The sequence below is a fragment of the Kitasatospora sp. NPDC094016 genome, from assembly GCF_040304045.1.
Lineage (GTDB): Bacteria > Actinomycetota > Actinomycetes > Streptomycetales > Streptomycetaceae > Kitasatospora.
The window spans coordinates 180,347-203,590 of record NZ_JBEOUK010000008.1; the positions used below are offsets into that span (position 1 = coordinate 180,347).

The 23,244-nt window shown below is 71.8% G+C and carries 27 protein-coding genes; 14 read left to right on the top strand and 13 right to left on the bottom strand.

Annotated elements, in window-relative coordinates; translation table 11 throughout:
* Positions 1 to 36 precede the first annotated feature (36 nt).
* Positions 37 to 1,017 (top strand): porphobilinogen synthase, encoded by a 981-nt coding sequence (gene hemB, locus ABT015_RS11110; RefSeq protein ID WP_350878441.1) that lies wholly within the window; start codon positions 37 to 39, stop codon positions 1,015 to 1,017.
* A 76-nt stretch (positions 1,018 to 1,093) separates the two neighbouring features.
* Here the strand turns inward: hemB and ABT015_RS11115 are convergent, their stop codons facing one another.
* From ABT015_RS11115 to ABT015_RS11125, 3 genes are all read right to left on the bottom strand, one after another.
* Positions 1,094 to 1,360: a hypothetical protein gene (locus tag ABT015_RS11115; protein WP_350878442.1), complete on the bottom strand. Its 267-nt coding sequence runs from the start codon at positions 1,358 to 1,360 to the stop codon at positions 1,094 to 1,096.
* Positions 1,361 to 1,597: 237 nt separating this feature from the next.
* Entirely contained in the window at positions 1,598 to 1,942 is a 345-nt protein-coding gene (locus ABT015_RS11120) for a hypothetical protein (RefSeq protein ID WP_063348860.1), read from the bottom strand.
* Between the two features lie 77 nt (positions 1,943 to 2,019).
* On the bottom strand, positions 2,020 to 2,364 hold the full coding sequence (locus tag ABT015_RS11125; RefSeq protein WP_030232098.1) for a hypothetical protein: 345 nt from the start codon (positions 2,362 to 2,364) through the stop codon (positions 2,020 to 2,022).
* A 302-nt stretch (positions 2,365 to 2,666) separates the two neighbouring features.
* On the opposite strand from ABT015_RS11125, the gene ABT015_RS11130 reads away from it, so the two are divergent.
* Positions 2,667 to 3,323 carry a hypothetical protein gene (locus ABT015_RS11130; protein ID WP_350878443.1) on the top strand — a complete coding sequence of 219 codons (657 nt, stop codon included), beginning with the start codon at positions 2,667 to 2,669 and terminating at the stop codon, positions 3,321 to 3,323.
* 79 nt (positions 3,324 to 3,402) lie between these two features.
* Here the strand turns inward: ABT015_RS11130 and ABT015_RS11135 are convergent, their stop codons facing one another.
* From ABT015_RS11135 to ABT015_RS11150, 4 genes are all read right to left on the bottom strand, one after another.
* Positions 3,403 to 3,783, bottom strand: coding sequence for a hypothetical protein (locus ABT015_RS11135; protein WP_350878444.1), 381 nt, complete (start codon positions 3,781 to 3,783; stop codon positions 3,403 to 3,405).
* Between the two features lie 118 nt (positions 3,784 to 3,901).
* A complete protein-coding gene (locus ABT015_RS11140; RefSeq protein ID WP_350878445.1) occupies positions 3,902 to 4,171 on the bottom strand; it encodes a chaplin in 270 nt (89 codons plus the stop codon).
* A 105-nt stretch (positions 4,172 to 4,276) separates the two neighbouring features.
* Positions 4,277 to 4,519 (bottom strand): chaplin, encoded by a 243-nt coding sequence (locus ABT015_RS11145; protein ID WP_350878447.1) that lies wholly within the window; start codon positions 4,517 to 4,519, stop codon positions 4,277 to 4,279.
* A 235-nt stretch (positions 4,520 to 4,754) separates the two neighbouring features.
* A complete protein-coding gene (locus ABT015_RS11150; protein ID WP_350878448.1) occupies positions 4,755 to 5,006 on the bottom strand; it encodes a chaplin in 252 nt (83 codons plus the stop codon).
* A gap of 231 nt (positions 5,007 to 5,237) precedes the next feature.
* Here ABT015_RS11150 and ABT015_RS11155 point away from each other — a divergent pair, with 231 nt between their 5' ends.
* The 4 genes from ABT015_RS11155 to ABT015_RS11170 all read left to right on the top strand — a co-directional run bounded on the left by ABT015_RS11155 (position 5,238) and on the right by ABT015_RS11170 (position 9,417).
* Positions 5,238 to 5,477, top strand: a complete 240-nt coding sequence (locus tag ABT015_RS11155) for a chaplin (protein WP_350878450.1) — start codon at positions 5,238 to 5,240, stop codon at positions 5,475 to 5,477.
* Between the two features lie 244 nt (positions 5,478 to 5,721).
* On the top strand, positions 5,722 to 7,398 hold the full coding sequence (locus ABT015_RS11160; protein WP_350878451.1) for an RICIN domain-containing protein: 1,677 nt from the start codon (positions 5,722 to 5,724) through the stop codon (positions 7,396 to 7,398).
* Positions 7,399 to 7,568: 170 nt separating this feature from the next.
* Positions 7,569 to 8,861: a glycosyltransferase family 39 protein gene (locus tag ABT015_RS11165; RefSeq protein WP_350878452.1), complete on the top strand. Its 1,293-nt coding sequence runs from the start codon at positions 7,569 to 7,571 to the stop codon at positions 8,859 to 8,861.
* Between the two features lie 64 nt (positions 8,862 to 8,925).
* Positions 8,926 to 9,417, top strand: coding sequence for a MarR family winged helix-turn-helix transcriptional regulator (locus ABT015_RS11170; RefSeq protein WP_350878453.1), 492 nt, complete (start codon positions 8,926 to 8,928; stop codon positions 9,415 to 9,417).
* A gap of 65 nt (positions 9,418 to 9,482) precedes the next feature.
* On the opposite strand, the gene ABT015_RS11175 is transcribed toward ABT015_RS11170, so the two are convergent.
* Positions 9,483 to 10,112 (bottom strand): hypothetical protein, encoded by a 630-nt coding sequence (locus ABT015_RS11175; protein WP_371518320.1) that lies wholly within the window; start codon positions 10,110 to 10,112, stop codon positions 9,483 to 9,485.
* Positions 10,113 to 10,404: 292 nt separating this feature from the next.
* On the opposite strand from ABT015_RS11175, the gene hemL reads away from it, so the two are divergent.
* From hemL to ABT015_RS11210, 7 genes are all read left to right on the top strand, one after another.
* On the top strand, positions 10,405 to 11,733 hold the full coding sequence (hemL, locus tag ABT015_RS11180; protein WP_350878454.1) for a glutamate-1-semialdehyde 2,1-aminomutase: 1,329 nt from the start codon (positions 10,405 to 10,407) through the stop codon (positions 11,731 to 11,733).
* 72 nt (positions 11,734 to 11,805) lie between these two features.
* Entirely contained in the window at positions 11,806 to 12,453 is a 648-nt protein-coding gene (locus ABT015_RS11185; protein WP_079136296.1) for a histidine phosphatase family protein, read from the top strand.
* 162 nt (positions 12,454 to 12,615) lie between these two features.
* Positions 12,616 to 13,221: a TlpA family protein disulfide reductase gene (locus ABT015_RS11190; protein WP_350878455.1), complete on the top strand. Its 606-nt coding sequence runs from the start codon at positions 12,616 to 12,618 to the stop codon at positions 13,219 to 13,221.
* Complete coding sequence (locus ABT015_RS11195; protein ID WP_350878456.1) at positions 13,218 to 13,991, top strand: cytochrome c biogenesis CcdA family protein; 774 nt, start codon at positions 13,218 to 13,220, stop codon at positions 13,989 to 13,991. The genes ABT015_RS11190 and ABT015_RS11195 overlap by 4 nt, the downstream gene beginning before the upstream one ends.
* Before the next feature lie 2 nt (positions 13,992 to 13,993).
* Positions 13,994 to 15,760, top strand: a complete 1,767-nt coding sequence (gene resB, locus ABT015_RS11200) for a cytochrome c biogenesis protein ResB (RefSeq protein WP_350878457.1) — start codon at positions 13,994 to 13,996, stop codon at positions 15,758 to 15,760.
* Positions 15,761 to 15,763: 3 nt separating this feature from the next.
* Positions 15,764 to 16,888 (top strand): c-type cytochrome biogenesis protein CcsB, encoded by a 1,125-nt coding sequence (gene ccsB, locus ABT015_RS11205; protein ID WP_350878458.1) that lies wholly within the window; start codon positions 15,764 to 15,766, stop codon positions 16,886 to 16,888.
* Between the two features lie 140 nt (positions 16,889 to 17,028).
* On the top strand, positions 17,029 to 17,415 hold the full coding sequence (locus ABT015_RS11210) for a hypothetical protein (RefSeq protein WP_350878460.1): 387 nt from the start codon (positions 17,029 to 17,031) through the stop codon (positions 17,413 to 17,415).
* A gap of 43 nt (positions 17,416 to 17,458) precedes the next feature.
* On the opposite strand, the gene ABT015_RS11215 is transcribed toward ABT015_RS11210, so the two are convergent.
* Positions 17,459 to 18,577 (bottom strand): ScbA/BarX family gamma-butyrolactone biosynthesis protein, encoded by a 1,119-nt coding sequence (locus ABT015_RS11215; RefSeq protein WP_350878462.1) that lies wholly within the window; start codon positions 18,575 to 18,577, stop codon positions 17,459 to 17,461.
* Between the two features lie 350 nt (positions 18,578 to 18,927).
* Here ABT015_RS11215 and ABT015_RS11220 point away from each other — a divergent pair, with 350 nt between their 5' ends.
* Positions 18,928 to 19,554 carry a ScbR family autoregulator-binding transcription factor gene (locus tag ABT015_RS11220; protein WP_350878464.1) on the top strand — a complete coding sequence of 209 codons (627 nt, stop codon included), beginning with the start codon at positions 18,928 to 18,930 and terminating at the stop codon, positions 19,552 to 19,554.
* 40 nt (positions 19,555 to 19,594) lie between these two features.
* On the opposite strand, the gene ABT015_RS11225 is transcribed toward ABT015_RS11220, so the two are convergent.
* The 4 genes from ABT015_RS11225 to ABT015_RS11240 all read right to left on the bottom strand — a co-directional run bounded on the left by ABT015_RS11225 (position 19,595) and on the right by ABT015_RS11240 (position 23,200).
* The gene (locus tag ABT015_RS11225; protein ID WP_350878465.1) at positions 19,595 to 20,212 is read right to left on the bottom strand and encodes a ScbR family autoregulator-binding transcription factor; all 618 of its coding nucleotides are present in this window, start codon (positions 20,210 to 20,212) and stop codon (positions 19,595 to 19,597) included.
* A gap of 234 nt (positions 20,213 to 20,446) precedes the next feature.
* Positions 20,447 to 20,656, bottom strand: coding sequence for an acyl-CoA carboxylase subunit epsilon (locus tag ABT015_RS11230; protein ID WP_063348879.1), 210 nt, complete (start codon positions 20,654 to 20,656; stop codon positions 20,447 to 20,449).
* Positions 20,657 to 20,739: 83 nt separating this feature from the next.
* Positions 20,740 to 22,341 carry an acyl-CoA carboxylase subunit beta gene (locus ABT015_RS11235; protein ID WP_063348880.1) on the bottom strand — a complete coding sequence of 534 codons (1,602 nt, stop codon included), beginning with the start codon at positions 22,339 to 22,341 and terminating at the stop codon, positions 20,740 to 20,742.
* Between the two features lie 451 nt (positions 22,342 to 22,792).
* On the bottom strand, positions 22,793 to 23,200 hold the full coding sequence (locus tag ABT015_RS11240; protein ID WP_350878466.1) for a PLD nuclease N-terminal domain-containing protein: 408 nt from the start codon (positions 23,198 to 23,200) through the stop codon (positions 22,793 to 22,795).
* Positions 23,201 to 23,244 lie beyond the last annotated feature (44 nt).

A 23,244-nucleotide genomic window follows, 5' to 3' on the forward strand; every position in this document is an offset into this window, starting at 1 on the left:
CCCCCGGCACTGCACAACCGTTCGGAGAGAGAAGCCGTGTCCGCTGAATTCCCGTACGTACGCCCGCGCCGGCTGCGCCAGAGCCCGGCGATGCGCCGCCTGGTCGCCGAGACCCGGCTGCACCCGGCGGAGCTGATCCTGCCGCTGTTCGTCCGCGAGGGCGTCAGCGAGCCCGTCCCGGTCAGCTCCATGCCGGGCGTGGTCCAGCACACCCGGGACACCCTGCGCAAGGCCGCGGTGGAGGCGGCCGAGGCGGGCCTGGGCGGCCTGATGCTGTTCGGCGTGCCGGCCGTGCAGGACGCCACCGGCAGCGAGGGCACCAACCCGGACGGCATCCTCCAGCAGGCGATCCGCGACGTGGTCGCCGAGGTCGGCGACGCCCTGGTGGTCATGTCCGACCTCTGCCTGGACGAGTACACCGACCACGGCCACTGCGGCGTGCTGGCCGCCGACGGCAGCGTGGACAACGACGCCACCCTGGAGCGCTACGCCGAGATGGCCCGGGTGCAGGCGGACGCGGGCGTCCACCTGGTCGGCCCGTCCGGCATGATGGACGGCCAGATCGGCGTGATCCGGCGGGCGTTGGACGAGGCCGGGCACCAGGACGTGGGCATCCTCGCCTACACCGCCAAGTACGCCTCGGCGTTCTTCGGGCCGTTCCGCGAGGCGGTCGGCTCCTCACTCAAGGGCGACCGCAAGAGCTACCAGCAGGACCCGGCCAACGCCCGCGAGGCGCTGCGCGAGCTGGAGCAGGACCTCACCGAGGGCGCCGACCTGGTGATGGTCAAGCCGGCCATGGCCTACCTGGACATCCTGCGCCAGGTCGCCGACGCCTCCCCGGTGCCGGTCGCCGCGTACCAGGTGTCCGGCGAGTACGCGATGGTCGAGGCGGCCGCGGCGAACGGCTGGATCGACCGAGAGCGGATGATCATGGAGACGCTCACCTCGATCCGCCGGGCCGGCGCCGAGCAGATCCTCACCTACTGGGCGGTCGAGGCCGCCGCGATGCTCAAGTAGCCGGTGCCGCAAGGCAGAACCAGGGCAACGAGAAGGCCGGGCCGCTCCCCGTGGGGGCGACCCGGCCTTCCGGGTTCTACTTCCAGCCGTTGATGTGCGCGAAGCCCTCGCCGCCGCCGATCAGGTCGGTGGAGGTGGCGGCGCCGCCGCCGAAGCCGCCGGCGACGACGTCGCTGGTGTGGCCGACGCCGAAGCCCGCACCGGCCGCGAACGGGTGGTCGCCCGAGGCGACGAACTCGCCGCCGCCCGCGAAACCGACGTGCGCGAACGCCGGGGTGGCGGCACCCGCGAGCGCCAGCGCGGCGGTGGCGGTCAGCGCGGCCTTGGCCAGCTTGCTCTTCATGGAAATGCCCTCTCTTTCGGAGCGCCCCGGCGGGCGCTGCCTCTGACACGTGATCACATCCGGCCGTTCGGGTCGGCGCCCCACGCGCTGGCCCGAACGCCCGCTCACCCGGCCGGTCCGCGCCTGTTCGGCGGCGGCCGGCCGGACACCTCGCCCGTGGCGCCCAGCGCCCGTAGCGCCCGGAGGGCCCGGGGAGACGTACCTCCCCGGGCCCTCCGTCCGTGCCGTGCCCCTTGATCAGCCGATCAGGTGCGAAACGCCCGCGTCGCCCGAGGACTGGGTGTTCTGGCCGACGTTGCAGATCTGCTTCGGGGTGCTGTTCAGGACGGGCACCTCGACCGGAACCGCGACGCCGATCACGGCGACGGCGATGTTGTGGACCTCCGGCAGGCAGATGTTCGCGTTGTCCAGGGTGTGGAAGTTCGGGCTGCCGTTGCCGTGGGTGCCGGTCTGGTTGGTGCCACCGTTGCCCTGGACGGAGGTGGCGGCGCCGTCCGCGTCGACGATGGCGGAGGCCGAGCCGGCGGACATCGCGATGGCGGCGGCGGCCAGGCCGGCGGCGGCGAGGGACTTCTTGATCATTTCCGGTTTTCCTCTCGAGGGGTGAATCGGGGAGCGATTCGAAGGGTGGTTCAGGGGGAGTGCAGCTGGGGGAACGGTCAGCCGATCAGGTGGGACACGCCCGCGTCGCCGTGGCTCTGGGTGCCCTGGCCCTGGGTGCAGTACTGCTTGCCACCGCTGTTGGCGATCGGGACCTCGACCGGGACGGCCACGCCGAGCACGCCCACCGCGATGTTGTGGATCTCGGGGAGGCAGACGTTCGCGTTGTCCAGGAAGTGGAAGTTCGGGCTGTTGTTCCCGACCGTGCCGGTGAAGTTGGTGCCGCCGTTGCCCTCGATGGAGGCAGCGGCGCCGTCCGCGTCACCGATCGCCGAGGCGGGCGCGGCGGCGGCGGCCAGCGCGGCGACGGCCAGGCCGGCGGCGGCGAAGGACTTCTGGATCATGGGGAGATCCCTCTCTGAAATGCTCTTGGTTTCCGTGCGTACAACGCGTAGAACGCTCAGACCCGGTCTGCAGTCACTGACGTCCAGATCAAAGAATGACGGCACGGAAGGTTACGGGGATTTTTGAAAAGAGTCCGGGAGGCGCGTCGAAGAGTGGTTTCCGGTCGGATTATTACGCCGAACCGGTTAACCGCCGCAATCCGCACTCACGGTCACTCGTTGAGGCAGATTGCTTTCCGGCTGCGCCCCGCAGCCCCTCCCTTCAGGGATCTCCAGTACGGACAGGCAGAACGGTGAAAAGCATGAAGTTCTCCAAGCGGGCCGGCGCGATGCTGTTGGCGGTCGGTGCGGGCATGCTCGCCTCCCAGGGAGCGGCCAGTGCCGCCCCGGTCAGCCCCGACCAGGTCGGTGCCCTGGAGGACAAGCTGGCCACCCAGCAGGTCCCGGCGGACGTGCCGCTCACCCCGCTCGGCAGCCGCGTCACGGCCGGCATCCCGACCTCGCTGCTCCTGCCGCCGGCGCCCGGCCGCACCACCAGCACCGAGCTCATCCCGGACCGGCTGGTCCCCGAACTGCAGACCGGGAAGGTCGGCCCGAGCGCCAAGGCCCAGCTGCCGCTCCCGCTGGTCGACCGGGGTGCCGACCTCGGCCAGGTGCTGCTGGAGGCCCCGGCCTCGCCGCTGCACGCCGACGTTCCCGGCCTCGCCGTCGGCAAGCCGCTCGCCCTCGTCCAGGACGGCACCGGCCAACTGGCCGACGGCCGGCTCAAGGTGGACGAGGTGGACCCGCGGCTGGTCACCGGCACGGTGCAGGCCGTCCCCGGGGCCACCGCCAGCCTCGGCGACGACGACCACCCGATCTCGGTCACCGACAAGGTGGGCGACCTGGCCGCGACCACCACCGCGACCACCACCGGCGTGGTGCAGCAGACCGGCCTGACCGACCTGACCCAGCTCTGAGCCGAGCGGCTCCGGGCACGGTGGAGCCCGGCACCCCGGACGCGACCGGGGTGCCGGGCTCCCGCCTGCGCCGGGCGGCTCAGCCCGGCAGCACGCCGGTCAGCCCGCCGACCAGCGGGAGGTCCCGGATACCGCCGCCGGCGCTCAGCGGGCCGGTCAGCCCGCCGGTGCCGACCGGGGCCAGGCCCTGGTCGGGCTTGACGGTCGCGCCGTTGTTGAGCACGTCGGCGGAGGAGTTCGCCCACGGGTCCAGGCGCAGGTCCTTGACCGGCGCGAGCCCGTAGCCGAGGCCGGAGGTCGTCCCGTTCAGCGCCTGACCGACGTCGGTCTTCGCCAGCTTGGCCGGGCCCGAGGCGGGGGCCGAACCGGTCGTGGTGGCGGCCTGCGCCGAGCCCGCGCCGAGCAGCATCGTGGCGCCGACGGCGACGACCAGGCAGGCCCCGCTCTTCTTCGAAACCATGCGGATCACCCTTCGGTGGATCGGGGGCCGGACGGCCACCGGCCGCCCGGGGATGCCGAACTGCCCCCCGGCCGGCTGGTCGGGGGGCAGTACGGCCGGAACGGGTGCCGATCGGGGATCAGCAGTCGTCCGCGGGCGGCGGGGGGAGCTCCACGTTGGCGCAGCTGTTGCCGAAGGCCGGGTTCAGCAGGCCGACGACGTTGATGGAGTTGCCGCACAGGTTGACCGGGATGTGCACCGGGATCTGGACCTGGTTGCCGGAGACGACACCGGGGGAGCCGGCGGCCACGCCCTCGGCGCCGGAGCTGGCGGCGGCGGACCCGGCCGCGCCGAGCACCAGGCCGGCAGCGGCGGCGGACAGGACGGCGGCCTTCTTCACGTTCTGCATGGGGGTTGATCTCCTCGATCACACACGGGTGGAGCGTGCCGCGCCCCGGCGTCGCGGGGCGCGGCACTCGGTGAATCAGCTGTCGCCGGTGCGGCGACGGCCGGTTCAGCCGGCGTTGACGCAGGTGTTGCCGAACGCCGGGTTGAGCAGGCCGATGATGTTGATGGAGTTGCCGCACAGGTTGACCGGGATGTGCACCGGGATCTGGAGCTGGTTGCCGGAGAGCACACCGGGGGAGCCGGCGGCCACGCCCTCGGCGCCGGAGCTGGCGAACGCACCGCCGGCGGCACCGAGGACCAGACCGGTGGCGGCCAGGGACAGGACGGCGGCCTTCTTGAAGTTGCGCATCTCTTTCCTCCGTTTTCTGCCCGACGGATGGGAAATGTCGGGAGCCGGGCGAGCACGAATACTCACCCGCTGGCTTCTGGGGATTGCCGTGATTGTCACTCCGGCGGCGCACACCGGCGTGTTTCGCCCATGGCTCGGGCGTCGACGCGGCCGCCGCGTTCTTCCAGCACCTCGCGAACAATTCCCGCACGGCCGGGAGCGGTTCGGGCGGAGGTGCGACCAGGGGAATTCCCGGTCAGGCGCTGAGGCAGTTGTTGCCGAACGCCGGGTTCAGGAGGCCCACCACGTCGATCGAGTTGCCGCACACGTTGAGCGGAATGTGCACGGGCACCTCCACCGAGTTGCCCGAGACCACGCCGGCCGAGCCGGCCGCGACACCCTCGGCGGACGCGCCGTGCAGGTGGTGGGCGGACGCGACGCCGGCGCCGGCGGCGAGCAGGGCGGCGCCGGCCGCGGTGCCGACGACACCGTGGGCGAGCTTGCGCATGGGAGGTACTCGATTCGTGTGGAGGGGGCCGGGTGGATCGTGTTCCGCCAGAGAGAACGAGGCACCGCGCGAGGGGAAACGGTCCGGTCCGCTGATCACCCGAATGCCGGTCGCCGTCCCCGTTGGGCCGGATGGGTGACAGTGCGTCCACTGTCGCAACCGGCCCGGGTGGGTGTCGTTCTTGATGTCGCACTCCCCGTGCATCTCTGTATGAACAGTCAGGAGGCTCGTATGAGCATCAAGAAGACCGCCGCCGTCGGCGCGGCCGTGGTGGGCATCGTGGCCGCCGGCGCCGGCACCGCGATGGCCAGCTCCGGCGCCGAGGGTGTCGCCGCGGGTTCCCCCGGTGTCATCTCGGGCAACCAGGTTCAGGTTCCGGTTCACGTTCCGGTCAACCTGTGCGGCAACACCATCGACATCATCGGTCTGCTGAACCCGGCGTTCGGCAACCACTGCGCCAACGTGGGCTGATCCTGCTCCCGGTTCGGCCGGTACGAGCCGCCGTTCCGCGCTTCCCTCCTGGGGCGCGGGGCGGCGGCTCTCCGCATGTCCGGGTGCATGTTCGGACGCATGTCGGGGCGTCAGGTTCCGGTGGTGTCACAAGCCTTGTTGCGTTACTTGTCAGTACCTAGAATATGAGACCTGCTCACCTTTCTTGCTCCGCGCCGCTCGGCGCCCGGCCGGGCGGCCCCCCACCCCCCGCAAGGAGTCGCGTGTGATCAGGTCCCGACTGACAGCGGCGCGGCGGCCCCGGACGGTGGCGCGCCGCTCCCCGTACGGCGCACTGCTCGCCACCGGCGCCCTCGTCGCCGCCCTCGGCCTGGCCGGCGCCCCCGCCGCCCTCGCCGACCCGGCTCCCGCGGCCGGTGCCACCCGCCCGGCCGCCATCGTCGCCCTGGGCGACAGCGCCATCTCCGGGGAGGGCGCCGGCACCGACACCAACGACGGCTACTTCCCGGAGACCGACAGCCCCACCAACTACTGCCACCGGCACCCCAAGTCGGAGATCTTCGTCACCGACATCCCCGGGGTCACCCCGATCGACCTCGCCTGCTCCGGCGCCCAGACCGGCGACCTGGTCAGCGACCCCGAACTCGCCAAGGTCACCGGCTCCGGCAGCGGCGACTTCGGCGAGCCCAAACAGGACGTCAAACTCGCCGACGCGGCGGGCAGGTACGACGTGAAGATGGTCGTCGTCACGATCGGCGCCAACGACGACTTCGACTTCAGCGGGATCATGATGCACTGCCTCGCGCAGTACTTCCCGATCCCCAAGGACCAGGGCTGCCGCGACACCATCGGCAGCGACGAGATCGTCCAGCGCGCCAAGCGGGTCCAGCCCAAGGTCGTCGCCGCGCTCCAGAACATCCGGCAGACCATGCGGAAGGCGGGCTACGCCGACTCCTCCTACCAGCTGGTCTACCAGTCGTACTTCAATCCGATCACCCCGGACATCCGGCGCAACGACTACCTCGGCAAGGTCGCCGACGGCTGCCCGGCCTTCCCCGAGGACCTGGCCTGGGGCCACAACTGGGTGGTGCCGACCTTCAGCGACGCGCTGCGCGGCGCCGCCGAGCAGGTGCCCGGCGTGCGCTACCTCGACCAGCGGCGGGTCGCCTTCGGCCACGAGGTCTGCGCGGAGTGGACCAGTTCCCCGTACGAGTACAGCAACGGGGACGTCATCAACCTCTCCGAGTGGGTCCGCAACGGCTGCGACTCGCAGATCGGCATCCCCGGGCTGTGCATGAACATGGTCCGCCAGTCGTACCACCTGAGGGTGGCCGGCTACCGCGGCGAGGGCGTCTGCCTCGGCCAGTTCTTCGCCAAGCCCGAACTGGCGCAGGCCTACTGCACGCTCAACCAGCAGAACACCACCTCCATCCAGCCGCTCACCCCCGGGCAGCCGTTCGCGGACGTCCCCGAGGACGGCTCCTGGTACCAGCTCACCAACGCGGCCAGCGGCAACGCGCTCGACCTCACCGGCGGCGGCACCTACGGCGACTCCACCAACGGCCGGGCCGCCATCACCTATCCGGCCACCGGCGGGCTCAACCAGTCCTTCGTCCTGGAGGCCAAGGCCGGTGGCAGCTACGAGCTCGACTTCAGCGGCAACCGGGACATGTGCCTGGACGCCAACGCCGCCTCCACCGCCGCCGGCACCCGCATCCAGCAGTGGCGCTGCAACGGCGGCGGCAACCAGCACTGGGTCCTCAAGCCGGCCGGCGGCGGCCGCTACAAGATCGCCGACTCCCAGGACCCGACCAAGGTGATCGCCCCCGGCGCCACCCTCGACGCCAAGGGCAACCCCGCCGTCGAACTCGCCACCGACACCGGCGCCGCCGGTCAGCTCTGGCAGCTCACCAAACTCGGCATCGTCTACCTCCACGGCTGATCCCCGGCCCTCCGCGGCGCCGCCCCCACCGATCGCGTGGGGGCGGCGCCACGGGGTTTTCGGGGCGGGCGGGCGTTCGCGGGGCAGCTGGGGACGTGCCGTAGGCTCACCTGAAATCGCTGCGCCGTAGCCGCGCGGACCACCAGCGTGGCGGGGAGTACCCAGAGCAGATGAGCACGGCATCGAGCACCGAGTCGTCCAGCACCGAGCCCGGCGCGCCCGCGGCGCCGGCGGCGGAGCGGCCCGCAGAGCGCTCCGAGGAGCGGGCGGGCCGGCGGCCCGGGCGGTTCGGCGCCCTGGTGGAGCGCTTCGCGCCCGCGCTCGGGGCGTACGCGGTGGTCAAGGCCATCGGCCTCACGGTCTTCATGCTGCTGCTGTCGCACACCGGGGACTACCTCAAGAAGAACCCGGGCCGCGGTGGCGGCGCCCAGCCGTGGGACGTGCTGGGCACCTGGGACGGCGTCTGGTACCAGCGGATCGCCGAGAACGGCTACGACCCGCAGCTGCTCCCGATGCACGGCTGGCCGCTGGCTTCCTACTACGAGAACTCGGCCGCCTTCTTCCCGCTCTACCCGTGGCTGATGCGGCTGGTCGGCGCGGTCACCGGGCTCGGCCCGTACGGCTCCGGGATCGCCGTCTCGGTGATCGCCTCGCTCGTCGCGGCGGCGGGGATCTTCGCGATCGCGGAGCGGCTCGGCGGCTTCCGGGCGGGCGTGATCGCCGCGGTGATCTGGGGCCTGTTCCCGGGTTCGGGGGTGGAGTGGGCGGTCTACTCGGACTCGCTGTTCGTCGCGCTGTCCGCCTGGGCCTGCTACTGCGTGATGACCCGCCACTGGCTGGCGGCCGGCGTGCTGGCGCTGGTGGCGGGCCTCAACCGGCCGACCGCCGCCGCGCTGATCGCCGCGGTGTCGATCGCCGCGCTGGTGGCGCTGATCCGGCGCACCGACGGGGTGGCCCGGCCGCTGACCGCGATGCTGATCACCCCGTGGGGCCTGATCGGGTACGTCGTCTGGGTCGGCTACCGGATGGGCGACTGGGGCGGCTACTTCAAGCTCCAGCGGGGCGCCTGGAACCGCTACTTCGACGGCGGCGCCTCCACGGTCCGCACGATCATGGACGTGATCACCGGGCACTGGAACTTCTGGCAGTCCAACCCCACCCCGGACCTGATCGCGATCGCCCTGCTGATGGCCCTGCCCGGACTGCTGGTGCTGCTGTGGCGCACCCGGCCGCCGCTGGTGCTGGTGGTCTACACGGTGCTCACCATCGCCACCGCGCTGAGCAGCAACCAGATCTTCGGCAACATCTCGCGCTACCTGCTGCCGGCCTTCCCGCTGTTCATCGGTCTGGCGGTGGCGCTGCGCCGGGTGCGGACGTCCTCGCTGGTCGGCCTGCTCGCGATGCCGGTGCTGGCGGCGGGCTGGTACGCGGGGTATGCGCTGTTCGAGTTGGGCATCCCGTAAGACCCGGGGTTGGTTGCCAACGGGATCATCCGGCAGCGGACGGGCCGTTGCTAATCTCGGACGTATGACGACGACCCCGCCCGTGCGCCAGATCCGTGACATCTCCGGCCTGCTGGACCACGCGAGCCACGTGCTGGCGACCCGGATGGCGGCCGCCTTCACCGAGCTCGGGATCACCCCCCGCGCGTACTCCGTGCTGTTCCACGCGCAGGAGACCGAGCGCACCCAGATCCAGCTGGCCGAGCTGTCGGACCTGGACAAGACCACCATGGTGGTCACCGTGGACGAGCTGGAGAAGGCGGGCCTGGCCGAGCGCCGCCCGTCCGCGACCGACCGCCGGGCCAGGATCATCTCCGTCACCGAGGCGGGCGAGCGCGTCGTCGAGCGGGGCACCGCGATCGCCGACCGGGTGCACCGGGAGGTGTTGGAGTCGCTGCCCGGCCCGGAGCGGGACGTGTTCGTGTCGGCGCTGACGCGCCTGGTGGACGGGCCGCTGGCGGAGCCGGTGGAGAGCGAACGGGCGGTACGGCGGGCGCGCCGCGCCCGGACGAACTGACGCGAGGTCACATCCGCTCGCCCTGGCCGCCGTTCGGCGGGCGGGGCGAAGGATTCCGGGAAGTCCTACGGCCAGACCAGGCAGTACAGCTGGTGCCCGGCCTCGTGCAGGCGGTTGGCGAAGTCCTGCCACTCGTGCAGCATGCTGTAGATCACGAAGGCGTCGCGCGGTCCGCGCCGGTCGGGGACGGTGGACCAGATGAAGGCGGCGGCGCCGAGCTCGGTCTCGTCGGCCTTGCGGAGCGGTTCGACGACGTTCTGCGGGAGTTGGACGACGGCGTAGTCGGGGTGCAGCACGACGAGTTCCAGCGGCGGGACCTGGTGCAGCGGGACGCCCTGGATGCCGGTGAGGACCATGGCGCTCATGGTCTCCGGCTTGATCTTGGTGGAGAGGTGGCCGTTGGGGGAGCCGCTGGTCTCCATCAGGTCGCCGAGCCGCCCGAGCGAGCCGAGTTCGCCGGCGTCCAGGCCGAGCCCGCCGGGCCCGAGGGCGGTGGGGACTCTGGCGGCGGTGGCGCGGTCCGGTGCGCCGAAGTACTTGTACGTCACCCCCACGCGTCCCTCACCCCGCCTCTCGCCGCCGCGGCGGCCACGACCCGTGCCCGCTCCCTTACCCCCGCGTGCGGTTTCGGCGGGCCTGCGGGAGCCCCCCGCAGCCTCGTCGTAGCCGTCCTGCGCCTCGGACACTCGGACCATCCTCACCGGAATTCGCCGGAATCGACAGACCCCCGCACGTCCGGCGTCCCTCCGGACGTGCTCCTTACCCGTCATGCGCCGCCGTACCCACTCGCGGTACGCGGCAGTCCTCTCCACACCCCTGCACACAACCGGAACACTTGCGCACTCTGAGTGCATAGTCTGACTGGTCCGTGCTCCGGAGCAGTCAGCGGCCCCGTCTGTACGGACAACCGTACAGACAACGGTGCCCGGATCATCGTTCCAGATGATCGGGTCCGACATGCAGAGCTCAAGGACACGATTTGAGACCATGTCTCCCGTGAGCTACCCCTACGAAGCCCCCCAGTCCCAGTCGCTGTTCGACCGCGCCTCCGTCGTGACGCCCGGCGGCGTCAACTCCCCGGTGCGCGCCTTCCGCGCGGTCGGCGGCACGCCGCGCTTCATGGTGTCCGGCACCGGCCCCTACCTCACCGACGCCGACGGCCGCGAGTACGTCGACCTGGTGTGCTCGTGGGGCCCGATGATCCTCGGTCACGCGCACCCCGCGGTGATCGACGCCGTCCAGCAGGCGGTCACCCGCGGCACCTCCTTCGGCACGCCCGGCCAGGGCGAGGTCGAGCTGGCCGAGGAGATCGTCGGCCGGGTCGCCCCGGTCGAGCAGGTCCGCCTGGTCTCCTCCGGCACCGAGGCCACCATGTCCGCGATCCGGCTGGCCCGCGGCTTCACCGGGCGCGCGAAGGTGGTGAAGTTCGCCGGCTGCTACCACGGCCACGTGGACGCCCTGCTGGCCGCCGCCGGTTCGGGCGTGGCCACCTTCGGCCTGCCGGACACCCCGGGCGTCACCGGCGCCCAGGCCGGCGACACCATCGTGCTGCCCTACAACGACCTGGCCGCCGTCGAGCAGGCCTTCGCCGCCCACCCGGGCGAGATCGCCTGCGTGATCACCGAGGCCTCGCCCGGCAACATGGGCGTCGTCCCGCCGCTGCCCGGCTTCAACGCGGGCCTGGCCCGGCTCTGCCGGACGAACGGCGCGCTGTTCGTCTCGGACGAGGTGATGACCGGCTTCCGCGTCTCCAAGGCCGGCTGGTACGGCCTGGAGGCGGCGAACGAGGGCTGGGCGCCGGACCTGCTGACCTTCGGCAAGGTCATGGGCGGCGGCTTCCCGGCCGCGGCCTTCGGCGGGCGCGCCGACGTGATGGCCCACCTGGCACCGGCCGGCCCGGTCTACCAGGCGGGCACCCTGTCCGGTAACCCGATCGCCACCGCGGCCGGCCTGGCCCAGCTGCGCGGCTGCACCGACGAGGTGTACGCGACCGTGGACAAGGTCGCCGCCGAGATCTCCGGCCTGGTGTCGCAGGCGCTCACCAAGGAGGGCGTGGCGCACCGGCTGCAGACCGCCGGGAACATGTTCTCGGTGTTCTTCACCGAGGCCGCCGTCACCAACTACGACGAGGCCAAGACCCAGGAGGCGTACCGTTTCACCGCCTTCTTCCACGCGATGCTCGCCGAGGGCGTCTACCTGCCGCCGTCCGCCTTCGAGTCCTGGTTCGTCTCGGCGTCCCACGACGAGCGGGCGATCGAGCGGATCGCCGCCGCCCTTCCGGCCGCCGCCCGCGCGGCCGCCGCGGCCACGGTCTAGGCCCCGATCCATCCCTGCGAGCCCCAGGAGTACTGAGAAGTGAGCGCCAAAGAGATCACCGTCGTCCATCTGATGCGGCACGGTGAGGTGCACAACCCGGAGGGCATCCTGTACGGGCGCCTGCCGGGCTACCGGCTGTCCGAGCTGGGCCGGGAGATGGCCGAGCGGGTCGCCGAGGACCTGGCCGGCCGGGACATCACCCACGTGGTGGCGTCCCCGCTGGAGCGGGCCCAGGAGACCGCCGGGCCGATCGCCAAGGCGCACGGCCTGGACGTCGCGGCGGACGAGCGGCTGATCGAGGCGGACAACATCTTCGAGGGCAAGACCTTCGGCGTCGGCGACGGCTCGCTGCGGAACCCGGGCTACTGGAAGTACCTCACCAACCCGTTCAAGCCCTCCTGGGGCGAGCCCTACCTCGACCAGGTGGTGCGGATGATGGGCGCGCTCGGCGCCGCCCGGGACGCCGCGCGCGGGCACGAGGCGGTCTGCGTCAGCCACCAGCTGCCGATCTGGATCGTCCGCTCCTTCGTCGAGCGCCGCCGGCTCTGGCACGACCCGCGCCGCCGGCAGTGCTCGCTGGCCTCGCTGACCAGCTTCACCTTCGAGGGCGACAAGATCGTCTCGGTCGGCTACCGCGAGCCGGCCCGCGACCTGCTGCCCGCGCACCTGATCGGCAAGGGCGGCAAGGACAAGCCGGTGGGCAAGAGCTTCGGCGCGTGAGCCCGCGGGGCCGTTGGTAAACCCCGCGTAAGTATGGGATCGGGCCGCCCGGCGAGAACCGGGCGGCCCGACTCCGTCACAGGTCAGAGGGGGTGCGACGCGCTAGGGAGGACCCCGGCGAACCTGCCCGGAACTCCATGCGAAACTTTTCACATGTCTGCCATGGCGCGCCCCCGTCCCCGTGTCGCCGCAGCCGCCGCCACTGTCGCCGCCGCTGCGCTCGTCCTCACCGGCTGTTCCTCCTCGGGCTCGTCGGGCAGCGGCGAAGGCCAGGTCGGCTTCGTCACCGTCAAGGGGACCAACCTGTCCAAGGTGGACATCGGCAAGCGCGGGAGCGCGCCGGACATCTCCGGGCAGACCCTGGACGGCGGCCAGACCAAGCTCTCGGACTACCAGGGCAAGGTCGTGGTGCTGAACGTCTGGGGCTCTTGGTGCGGGCCGTGCCGGGCCGAGGCGAAGAGCCTCCAGGCCGTCTCGGAGAAGTACAAGGACCAGGGCGTCCAGTTCCTCGGCGTCAACACCCGGGACAGCGACAAGACCAACGCCGTCCGCTTCGAGCAGGAGCAGGGCGTCACCTACCCGAGCATCTTCGACCCGGCGGGCACCCAGCTGCTCAAGTTCCCCAAGGGCAGCCTCAGCCTGCAGTCGCTCCCGACCACCCTGATCGTCGACCGCGACGGCAAGCTGGCCGCCCGCGCCGTCGGCGGCACGACCCAGGACGCGCTGGAGTCGATCCTCCAGCCGGTGGTCGCGGAGCCGAAGCAGTGAGCCTGCCGCTACAGCTCGCCGACAACACCGGGACCCTCCAGAGCGGGGCACTGCTGGTGGCCGCGCCGATCGCGCTGGCGGCCGGGCTGGTCTCGTTCTTCTCGCCCTGCGTGCTGCCGCTCGTCCCCGGCTACCTGTCGTACGTGACCGGCTTCTCCGCCGCCGACCTCGCGGACGCCCGCGGTGCGCGGCGCGGCCGGATGCTGCTCGGGGCGACGCTGTTCATCCTCGGCTTCACCGCGGTGTTCGTCTCGGGCGGGGCGCTGTTCGGCCAGTTCGGCGACACCCTCAAGGAGCACCAGCGGGTCATCTCGATCGTGCTCGGCGCGCTGACCATCGTGATGGGCCTCGCCTTCATGGGCCTCGTCCCCGGCCTGAGCATGCGCGAGGTGCGCTCCCACCGCCGCCCGGCGGTCGGCCTGTGGGGCGCCCCGCTGCTCGGCGTGGTGTTCGGCGTCGGCTGGACGCCCTGCATCGGCCCGACCCTGGCGACCGTCCAGAACCTGGCCCTGAACCAGGCCGACGCGCAGCGCGGCGCCCTGCTGATGACCTTCTACTGCCTCGGTCTGGGCGTACCGTTCATCGTGGCCGCGCTCGCCTTCCGCCGGGCACTGGGTGCCTTCGGCTGGGTCAAGCGGCACTACCCGCTCGTCATGCGGATCGGCGGCGGCATGCTCGTCGCGGTCGGTCTGCTGCTCGTCACCGGGGTCTGGGACTCCACGATGAGCGAACTGCAGTCCTGGACCGCCGACTTCTCGATCGGAATCTGACCGTGAGCAAGACCACGACCGAGGCCGAGCTGCCCCAGGCGCCGGACGACGCGGCCGCCGAGCGGCTCAGCACCGCGCCGGTCGAGTCCGAGGGCCCGACCGGCATAGGGGTGCTGGGCTGGGCGCGCTGGATGTGGCGCCAGCTGACCTCGATGCGGGTCGCGCTGATCCTGCTCTTCCTGCTGTCGCTGGCCGCCATCCCGGGCTCGCTGATCCCGCAGTACCAGAACGGCCAGGGCCTGCTCAAGGTCGAGGCGTGGAAGACGCACCACACCACGGTCGCGCCGATCTACGAGAAGCTCCAGCTGTTCGACGTCTACAGCTCGGTCTGGTTCTCCGCGATCTACATCCTGCTGTTCGTCTCGCTGGCCGGCTGCATCGTCCCGCGCACCTGGCAGTTCGTCGGCGTGCTGCGGGCCCAGCCGCCCACCGCGCCGCGCAACCTGACCCGGATGCCGGTCTACGCGGCCTGGCGCACCGAGGCGGACGCCGACGCGGTGAACGCCGCCTCCCACCGGCTGCTGCGCAAGCGCCGGTTCCGCGCCAACCTGGCCGGCGGCTCGGTGGCCGCCGAGAAGGGCTACCTGCGCGAGGTCGGCAACCTGCTCTTCCACATGTCGCTGTTCGCGCTGCTCGGCGGCTTCGCCTGGGCCAGCCTGGCGTCCGGCACCGGCGGCAAGCTGATGGTCGAGGGCGAGGGCTACTCCAACACCATCACCCAGCTCGACGACTTCAACGGCACGCGGTTCTACGGCACCGAGGACCTCGACCCCTTCTACCTGAAGCTGAACGGCTTCACCGCCAAGTTCCAGGACAAGGGCGACCAGATCGGCGCCGCCCGGCAGTTCACCGCGAACGTCGAGTACACGGCGGGCGAGGACACCTCGAAGCTCAAGCAGGGCACGATCGAGGTCAACCACCCGCTGGAGATCGGCGGCAGCAAGGTCTTCCTGATCGGCCACGGCTACGCCCCGGTCATCACCGTCAAGAACGGCAAGGGCGACGTCGTCTACCGGGGCGCCGTGCCGTTCCTGCCGCAGGACGGCAACCTGACCTCGACCGGTGTCGTGAAGGTCTCCGACTACGGCGTCGGACCGGACGGCAGCTCGACCCAGATGGGCTTCTCCGGCTTCTTCCTGCCGACGGCGCCGCTGAGCTTCGAGGGCACCGGCCCGGTCTCGCTCTTCCCCGGCGACGCCGCCCCCGAGCTGGTGCTGAACGCCTTCGCGGGCGACCTGGGCACCGACTCCGGCCTGCCGCAGAACATCTACCAGCTCAACACCCGCAAGCTGACCCAGCTGACCCAGGACGGCCAGCCCGCCAAGGCCCGGCTCAAGCCCGGCCAGGCCTGGGACCTGCCGGACGGCTACGGCAGTGTCACCTTCGAGGGCTACAAGCAGTGGGCCAGCTTCAACGTCTCGCACCGCCCGGGCAACACGATCGCCCTGACCGGTGCGGTGCTGGCGATCCTCGGCCTGATCGGCTCGCTGTTCGTGCAGCGCCGCCGGATCTGGGTGCGCGCGGTCGCCCTGCCGGGCGGCGGCACCCAGGTGGAGCTGGCCGGTCTGGCCCGCAGTGAGTCGGCGAAGATCGCCGAGGAGCTGGCCGAACTCGCGGTGGACCTCCAGGACGACGCCCCGGCGTCGGAGGACGAGGACGACGCCGCACCCGAAGGCCCCGCGCCCGAAGGCCCCACAGCCGAAGGCCCCGCGGCTTCGGACGCACCCGCAGAACCCGCAGTCCCTGCCGACCAGAACTCCAAGGAGTAGACGGTGCATCTCGCCTCGGGGGTCGACCCACAGCTGGCCGACCTCTCCAACAAGCTGATCTATTCGGCGATGGTGGTCTACACGCTCGCCATGTTCGCCCACATGATCGAGTGGACCTTCGGCAGCAAGGGCGCCGTCGCCGTCCGCTCGACGGAGCAGTCGGGCAGTCTGTCCGAGACCGTCGCCGGGACCAAGGGCGCGAAGAAGGTCACCGTCACCGTGGCGGGGGCCGGTGGCGGCACCACCACGCTCACCCGCACCGCCCTGGCGGGCGAGGGCGCGACGGTGGTCACCAGCGGGCGCGGCGCGGACGAGGAGGACGGTCCGGGCGCGGCCGGCAACAGCACCCGCGCCGACCTGGCCGGCCGGATCGCGGTCTCGCTCACCGTGCTGGGCGCCCTGCTGCACGCCGGCGGCATCGTCACCCGCGGCCTCTCGGTCTCCCGCTGGCCGTGGGGCAACATGTACGAGTTCTCCTGCGCCTTCGCCTTCGCCATGACGGCGGCGTACCTGGTGCTGCTGGCCTCGAAGAAGAACGTCCGCTGGCTCGGCCTGCCGGTCGTGCTCGCGGGGCTGCTGACCCTCGGCATCGCCACCACGGTGCTCTACACCGACTCCGAGCAGCTCGTCCCGGCGCTGCACTCGCCGTGGCTGGCGATCCACGTCTCGACCGCGATCTTCTGCGGTGGCGCCTTCTACGCGGCGTTCATCGCCACGCTGCTGTACCTCGGCAAGGACTCCTTCGACAAGCGGATCGCGGCCGGCCTGACCACCGGCCCGCTGGGCACCCCGGCGTCGATCTGGCGCCGGCTGCCCGCCACGTCCACCTTCGACAAGCTGTCCTACCGGATCAACGCCCTGGTCTTCCCGCTCTGGACCTTCACCATCATCGCGGGCGCGATCTGGGCCGAGGCGGCCTGGGGCAAGTACTGGGAGTGGGATCCGAAGGAGACCTGGTCGTTCATCACCTGGGTCGCCTACGCCTGCTACCTGCACGCCCGCGCGACGGCCGGCTGGAAGGGCCGCAAGGCGGCCTACCTGGCGCTGGCGGCCTTCGCCTGCTGGCTCTTCAACTACTACGGCGTGAACATCTTCGTCACCGGCAAGCACTCCTACGCGGGGATCTGACCGGGGCACACAGTCACCCACCGGCCCGGCTCTCCGCAGAAGGTAGCCGGGCCGAGGTGCGACAGGGGTAGTTCGTGCCGGCCGCCGGCCGGCACGGGGAGGAACGAGGAGGAAATCGCGCAATGGAGTGCGACGAGGTCATGCTGACCGTCCGAATCACCGCCGCCGAGCGCACGTTGCTCCGCCGGCTCGCCCAGGGACACCGCAGCGACGTGTCCGAGGTGGTGGCCGACGGCCTGCTGGACATCATCCCCACGCTCAGCTCGCCGGGGGACGCCTACCGTCTGCTGGGCGCCCTGGCGGCGCCGGCGCCGTGCGCGCTGACGGTCTGGCTGCCGACCCCGCTGGCCGACCTGTTGGTGCCCGGCGCGGCGCGGATCGCGCAGGTCACCGAGGTCCGGATCGAGTCGGCCAGCGCGATGCTGGGCGCGGCGCTGCGGCTCTGGCTGGCCCAGGACCCGGTCCGGCTGGCCACCAACCTCAGCGTGATGCACGCGGGTCGGCCGTCGGCGCTGGTCGCCGCCTAGCGGGCGGCCCAGGGGGCCCAGGGGGCGCTCAGGGGAGGCCGGTTCAACTGGCCAGCGGCAGCCGGGGGCTGCCGATGCCCTGGCCGGCGGGGTGGTCGTCGAAGGCCTCCCGCCGGGCGGGTACCGTCGGCGGCTCGCCCGGTCTGTCACCCGGTCTGTCACCCCGTCTGTCGGCCGGCCTGTCCGCCGATCCGTCGGCGGGCCCGTCGATGGGTTCGGTGAGCAGCCGGCAGTCGGCCGCCGTCCGCCCGTCCTGGACCAGCAGCACCCGGACGGGCAGCCGGCGGCCGTCCGGCGCCTGCTCGTGGACCGCCTGGACGAGGCAGGGCCGGTCCAGCTCGATGTAGTGGTCGAAGGACGTCACCAGCTCGACCGGCACCACCGGTTCGGGGTGGCGCAGCCGCTGGGCGGCCTGCCGGGCGGCCTCCAGCACCAGCATCCCGGGCACATGGTCCAGCTCGTGGTCGAACAGCACCGGGTGCCCGGCGTCGGTGCGCAGCAGCCAGGTGTCGGGCCGCAGGGTGGGGCTGAGCACGACGTCCGTGGGCTGTGCGCGGCCGACCAGTTCGGGCGCGGTGGGCGCGGGCGGCCGGGGCAGGGCGGCGGTCTGCCGCTCGGGGCCGCGCAGCCGGGCGTAGGAGGCGGGGGAGACGACCCGCAACTGGCCGGAGCCGCGGCCGATCGGGTGGCCGTCCCGGGATATGTCGATGTGCACCCGCAGCGAGACCAGCCGGCCGTGCCGCATCCGGACGTCCTCGCAGCCGACCGCGAGCATCAGCGAGGCCGGTCCGGTGGTGACGGCCAGGCCGCGTAGCCCGTCCGGGCCGAGCGCGTAGGAGAGGTCCTCCATGACGAAGTGGTGGCCGCGCGGCACCCCGAAGCCGGCGTGGCCGATCAGCAGTCCGGCCTGCCGGATGGTCTCGGCCATCAGCACCGGGTCGTGGAAGCGGTCCCCGGGCAGGCGGTAGAAGGCGTGCAGCCGGGGCCACTGGGCGCCGAGCAGGAAGTCGTACGGACCGGTGGCCTGCCAGCCGGTGAGGAACACCTCGGACACCGAGGTGCGGTGCACCAGGTGGCGGGAGACGGTCCGCTCGTGGAAGTCGTAGCCGGGACCGGGGTGGGCGTACGGACCGTGGGCGTCCGGCTCTACGATCAATGGCATGACGGGCCCCACTCCAGGGTGACGGTCGAGCGGCCGGTACGGTCGCCTGAGATAAAACATACAGACCACCCGGTTTCTCTTCTGCGTCTGGGGTGGCCCCTGCCGCGCAGCCCGACGCGACCACGCTACCCCTCCCCTGGACTGGGGTAATGGCCGCCCGGGGGGCGGCAGGCCCGGGGTGGGGGTGCTCCCCACTGGACGGCGGGGTCCGCGAAGGAGCTAGATTAGATACCAACCATGCGGTTTCGGTCGGCGCCGTCCGCATGCGAGGCGTCGCCCCCAACGGCGGCGCGCCGACAGCAGCGGGGCGGGCGGGGGGAAACGCGTCCGGCCGAGTCCGGAGGGGGCCAGTGGTCAAGCAGGAACGTGCGGGGCGGACCAGGCGTGCCGTGCTGCTCGCCGCGGCGGACACGTTCGCCGGCGTGGGCTTCGAGGCCGCCAGCCTGGTCGACATCAGCCGCCGGGCCGGGGTGAGCAAGGGCGCCCTCTACTTCCACTTCGTCTCCAAGCAGGCCCTCGCCGACGGCGTGCGCGCCGCCGCCGGGCGCGAGGTCGGCTCGGCCGCGCTGCGCGCCCTGCGCTCTGGCGGACCGGCCCTCCAGGGACTGATCGACTTCTCGCACGAACTCGCCCGGCTGCTGCGCGAGGACGTGATGGTCCGGGCCGGCGTCCGGCTCGGCCGCCAGGGCCCGCCCCGGGCCGACACCCCGGACGGCCCGCCCGGCGCGGACGCCGCCTGGCGCAGCCTCACCGCCGTCGTCCACCGGCTGCTCGACCGCGCCGCCGAGGCCGGCGAGCTGCGCCCCGGGCTGGACCGCCGGGCCGCCGCCGAACTGCTGACGACGATGGCGGCCGGCCAGGTACTGCTCGCCGCCGAGGAGGCCGACCGGCCCGGGCCGGAGGCCGTCGCCCGGCTCTGGGCGGCCGCGCTGCCGGCCCTGGTGGCGGTGGAGCACTGCGCCGGCTACCGGCTCTGAGCGGCCCCGGGCGGCCCTGGGCGGAAAGCCCCCGGAGCCCCTAGGAGGGCACGCGTTCGGCGACGCTCAGCCGGGCGAGCGCGTGCGGCTGGACCAGGCCGGGCAGCACCAGCGTCCACAGGTCGGACATCCGCTGGATGAGGTCCCGCCGGTCGGTCAGTACCTGGGAGCTCAGCTGGATCCCGGTGACGGCCCCGGTGATCACCCCGGCGGCGGCCGCCAGGTCGATCCCCGGGTGGAGGTCCCCGGCGTCCCGGGCGCGTTCCAGCAGCCCGCGGGCCACGTCGGACCAGCCCTGGTAGGCGGCGATCTGCGGCTGGGTGAAGCTGCCGTGCTCGATCGTCAGCCGGATGCTGCCGCGCACCAGCGGGTCGTCCTGGAGGGCGTGGGCGAAGGCGTACCCGAGGTCGATCAGGGTCTGGACCGGGCTGTCCGAGGACGGCTGCCAGGTGCCCAGCCAGGCGCCCTGCCCCTCGATGACGGCGAGCGCCAGCTCCTCCTTGGAGCGGAAGTGGAAGTACAGCGCGCCCTTGGTGACACCGGCCCGGTCCAGGATCTCGGACATCGTGGCGGCGGCGTAGCCCCGCTCGTCGAACACCTCGGCCGCCGCGAGGAGTACCGTCTGGCGGGTCGCCAGCGCGCGGGCCTGCCTGGCCATCGCAGCCTCCCTGGATAGTTCTGGTCCATCGGCAGCGGCCGATCCTATGGGGGCCGACGGGGCGGCGGGCCGCATACCGTCCAGTAGGTATTCTACCGAGCCGCGCCGGGGCGGAACGGACACCCGGTGGTCGGACCGGCCTGGCCCGGTGGCTCCGGCCGCCGGGAAGGCCGGAAGGCCGGAAGGCCGGCCACCCGGGTGGGGTGACCGGCCGTCGCGGGAGGATCCGGGCCGTCAGGCGGCCTGCTGCCAGCTGACCGGCGAGTAGTAGGCCGGGCGGCGCTCCAGGCGCTGCCAGTTGGCGATCGGCTCGACCTGCGCGGTCGCGGCGGCCTGCTGCGCGACGGCCGCCCGGGCCATCAGCACGGCGGTGAGGGCGGCCAGCTCCTCGTCGGAGAGCGAGCCGCGGACGATACGGACGAGGGGTTCGGCGGAAGCAGTCATGGTCTGGTTTTCTCCCCCGGTGGCTTGTGGTGTGTGGTGGTCGCTCGGAACTGCGTGCTGCGGGCCGCGCGTGGGCGCGGGCGTCACATCGGCGGGTTGCCGTGCTTGCGGCTGGGCAGGTCGGCGTGCTTGGTGCGGAGCATGGCCAGGGCGGAGGCGATCACCTGGCGGGTCTCGGCGGGGTCGATGACGTCGTCGACGAGGCCGCGTTCGGCCGCGTAGTACGGGTGCATCAGTTCGTTCTTGTATTCCTTGATCTTCTGGGCGCGCATGGCGTCGGGGTCTTCGGCGGCGTTGATGTCGCGGCGGAAGATGACGTTGGCGGCGCCTTCGGCGCCCATGACGGCGATCTCGTTGGTGGGCCAGGCGTAGGAGAGGTCGGCGCCGATGGAGCGGGAGTCCATGACGATGTAGGCGCCGCCGTAGGCCTTGCGCAGGATGAGCTGGATGCGGGGCACGGTGGCGTTGCAGTAGGCGTAGAGGAGCTTGGCGCCGTGGCGGATGATGCCGTCGTGCTCCTGGTCGACGCCGGGCAGGAAGCCGGGGACGTCGAGCATGGTGACGAGGGGGATGTTGAAGGCGTCGCACATCTGGACGAAGCGGGCGGCCTTCTCGCTGGCGTTGATGTCGAGGACGCCGGCGAGGGACTGGGGCTGGTTGGCGATGATGCCGGTGACGTGGCCGTCGATGCGGGCCAGGACGCACAGGACGTTGGTGGCCCAGCGTTCGTGGACTTCGAGGTATTCGCCGTGGTCGACGATCTCCTCGATGACCTTGCGCATGTCGTAGGGGCGGTTGCCGTCGGCGGGGACGAGGTCGAGGAGGGTGTCGTTGCGGCGCTCGACGGGGTCGTCGTTGACGGCGGGGGGCGGCATCTCGCGGTTGTTCTGGGGGAGCAGGGAGAGGAGGTAGCGGACTTCCTCGATGCAGGACTGCTCGTCGTCGTAGACGAAGTGGGAGACGCCGGAGACGCCGGCGTGGACGTCGGCGCCGCCGAGGCCGTTCTGGGTGATCTTCTCGCCGGTGACGGCCTGGACGACGTCGGGTCCGGTGATGAACATCTGGGAGGTCTCGCGGACCATGAAGACGAAGTCGGTCAGCGCGGGGGAGTAGGCGGCGCCGCCGGCGCAGGGGCCGAGCATGACGGAGATCTGCGGGATGACGCCGGAGGCCTTGGTGTTGCGCTGGAAGATGCCGCCGTAGCCGGCGAGGGCGGTGACGCCCTCCTGGATGCGGGCGCCGGCGCCGTCGTTGAGGGAGACCAGGGGTGCTCCGGCCGCGATGGCCATGTCCATGATCTTGTGGATCTTCTGCGCGTGGGCCTCGCCCAGCGCGCCGCCGAAGATCCGGAAGTCGTGCGCGTAGGTGAAGACGGTCCGCCCGTGCACGGTGCCCCAGCCGACGATCACGCCGTCGGTGTGCGGCTTCTTCGCCTCCAGGCCGAAGCCCTGGGCGCGGTGCCGGCGCAGCGGCTCGACCTCGCGGAAGGAGCCCTCGTCCAGCAGCAGGTCGATGCGCTCGCGGGCGGTCAGCTTGCCCTTCGCGTGCTGGGCCTCGGTGGCCTTCTCGCTGGGGCCGCGCCGCACCTTCTCGCGCAGTTCGTGCAGCTCGGCGACCCGCCCGCGGGCGTCGGCCGCGACCTCGGGGACCTCGCCGTCGACTGGCGCCTCATGCACAACCGTCATCTCGAACCACTCCAAGGGTGAGGGAACTGTCCGACAGCCAACGTCTGCTGTGCCCCCGGCTGCGAATCACTTTCTTCACTTATGACTGTACGAGGGGCCGTGCGTTGGTTTCGGCGTCGATTCCGTACAAGGTCAGGTCCGTTTAGATGTCAGGCCTGCACAGAAGCGGTGGTGTCGAAGCCGGAGCACTGGGTGTCCGTTCGCATACCGGGGGCTGTCGGTCAGGTGATGGTCCGATGATCTGAACATGAAGAAAAGTGCAGGTCAGGGCCGTCGTTCAGTAATGTAGGGCGGCTCTCTAGCGCTTTGCTCAAGCCCCGCTCAAGTCCGGTCGGGCACCGGTGCGGATCCGTGCTAGAGGGCGCCGAGTCGTAGGGAAGCGCCAAAAACACCGCAGCCCACCCGGTGCCGTCCGGGTGGGCTGTCCGGGGGATCCCCCCAGTGGCTCCGATCAGCTCTTTCGGCCGTCCTCGGGCTCGTCCTCGCCCCGCAGCTCCTGTTCGCGGCGGCGCAGATCGGCCTCCCACTGCTTCAGCATGTCCTCGTGATCCTTGTCGCTCTTCTTCAACGAGGCGAGGAATTCGGGGTCGTCGTCCGGTGCGAGCGGGCGGCCGTCGCGCCGGACCGGCTGCCCCGGACGGCCGTCGGCGTCGTCGGGAGCGCCGGTCCGCAGGAGGCCGCGCTGCTTGCCGGCCACCAGCCAGGCGATCGGGCCCACCGGCGGGAACAGCAGCACGATGAGCACCCACACCGGCTTGGGCAGGTGCTTCACCTGGTCCTCGGGCGTGGTCAGGCAGTCGATGAACGCCCACACCCAGAGCGCGAGCGGAAGGACGATGGTCAGAAGAATTCTCAGCACGGCGGCGATCTCCCTGCGGGGCGGTCGGGGCGGGTGCCTTCCCG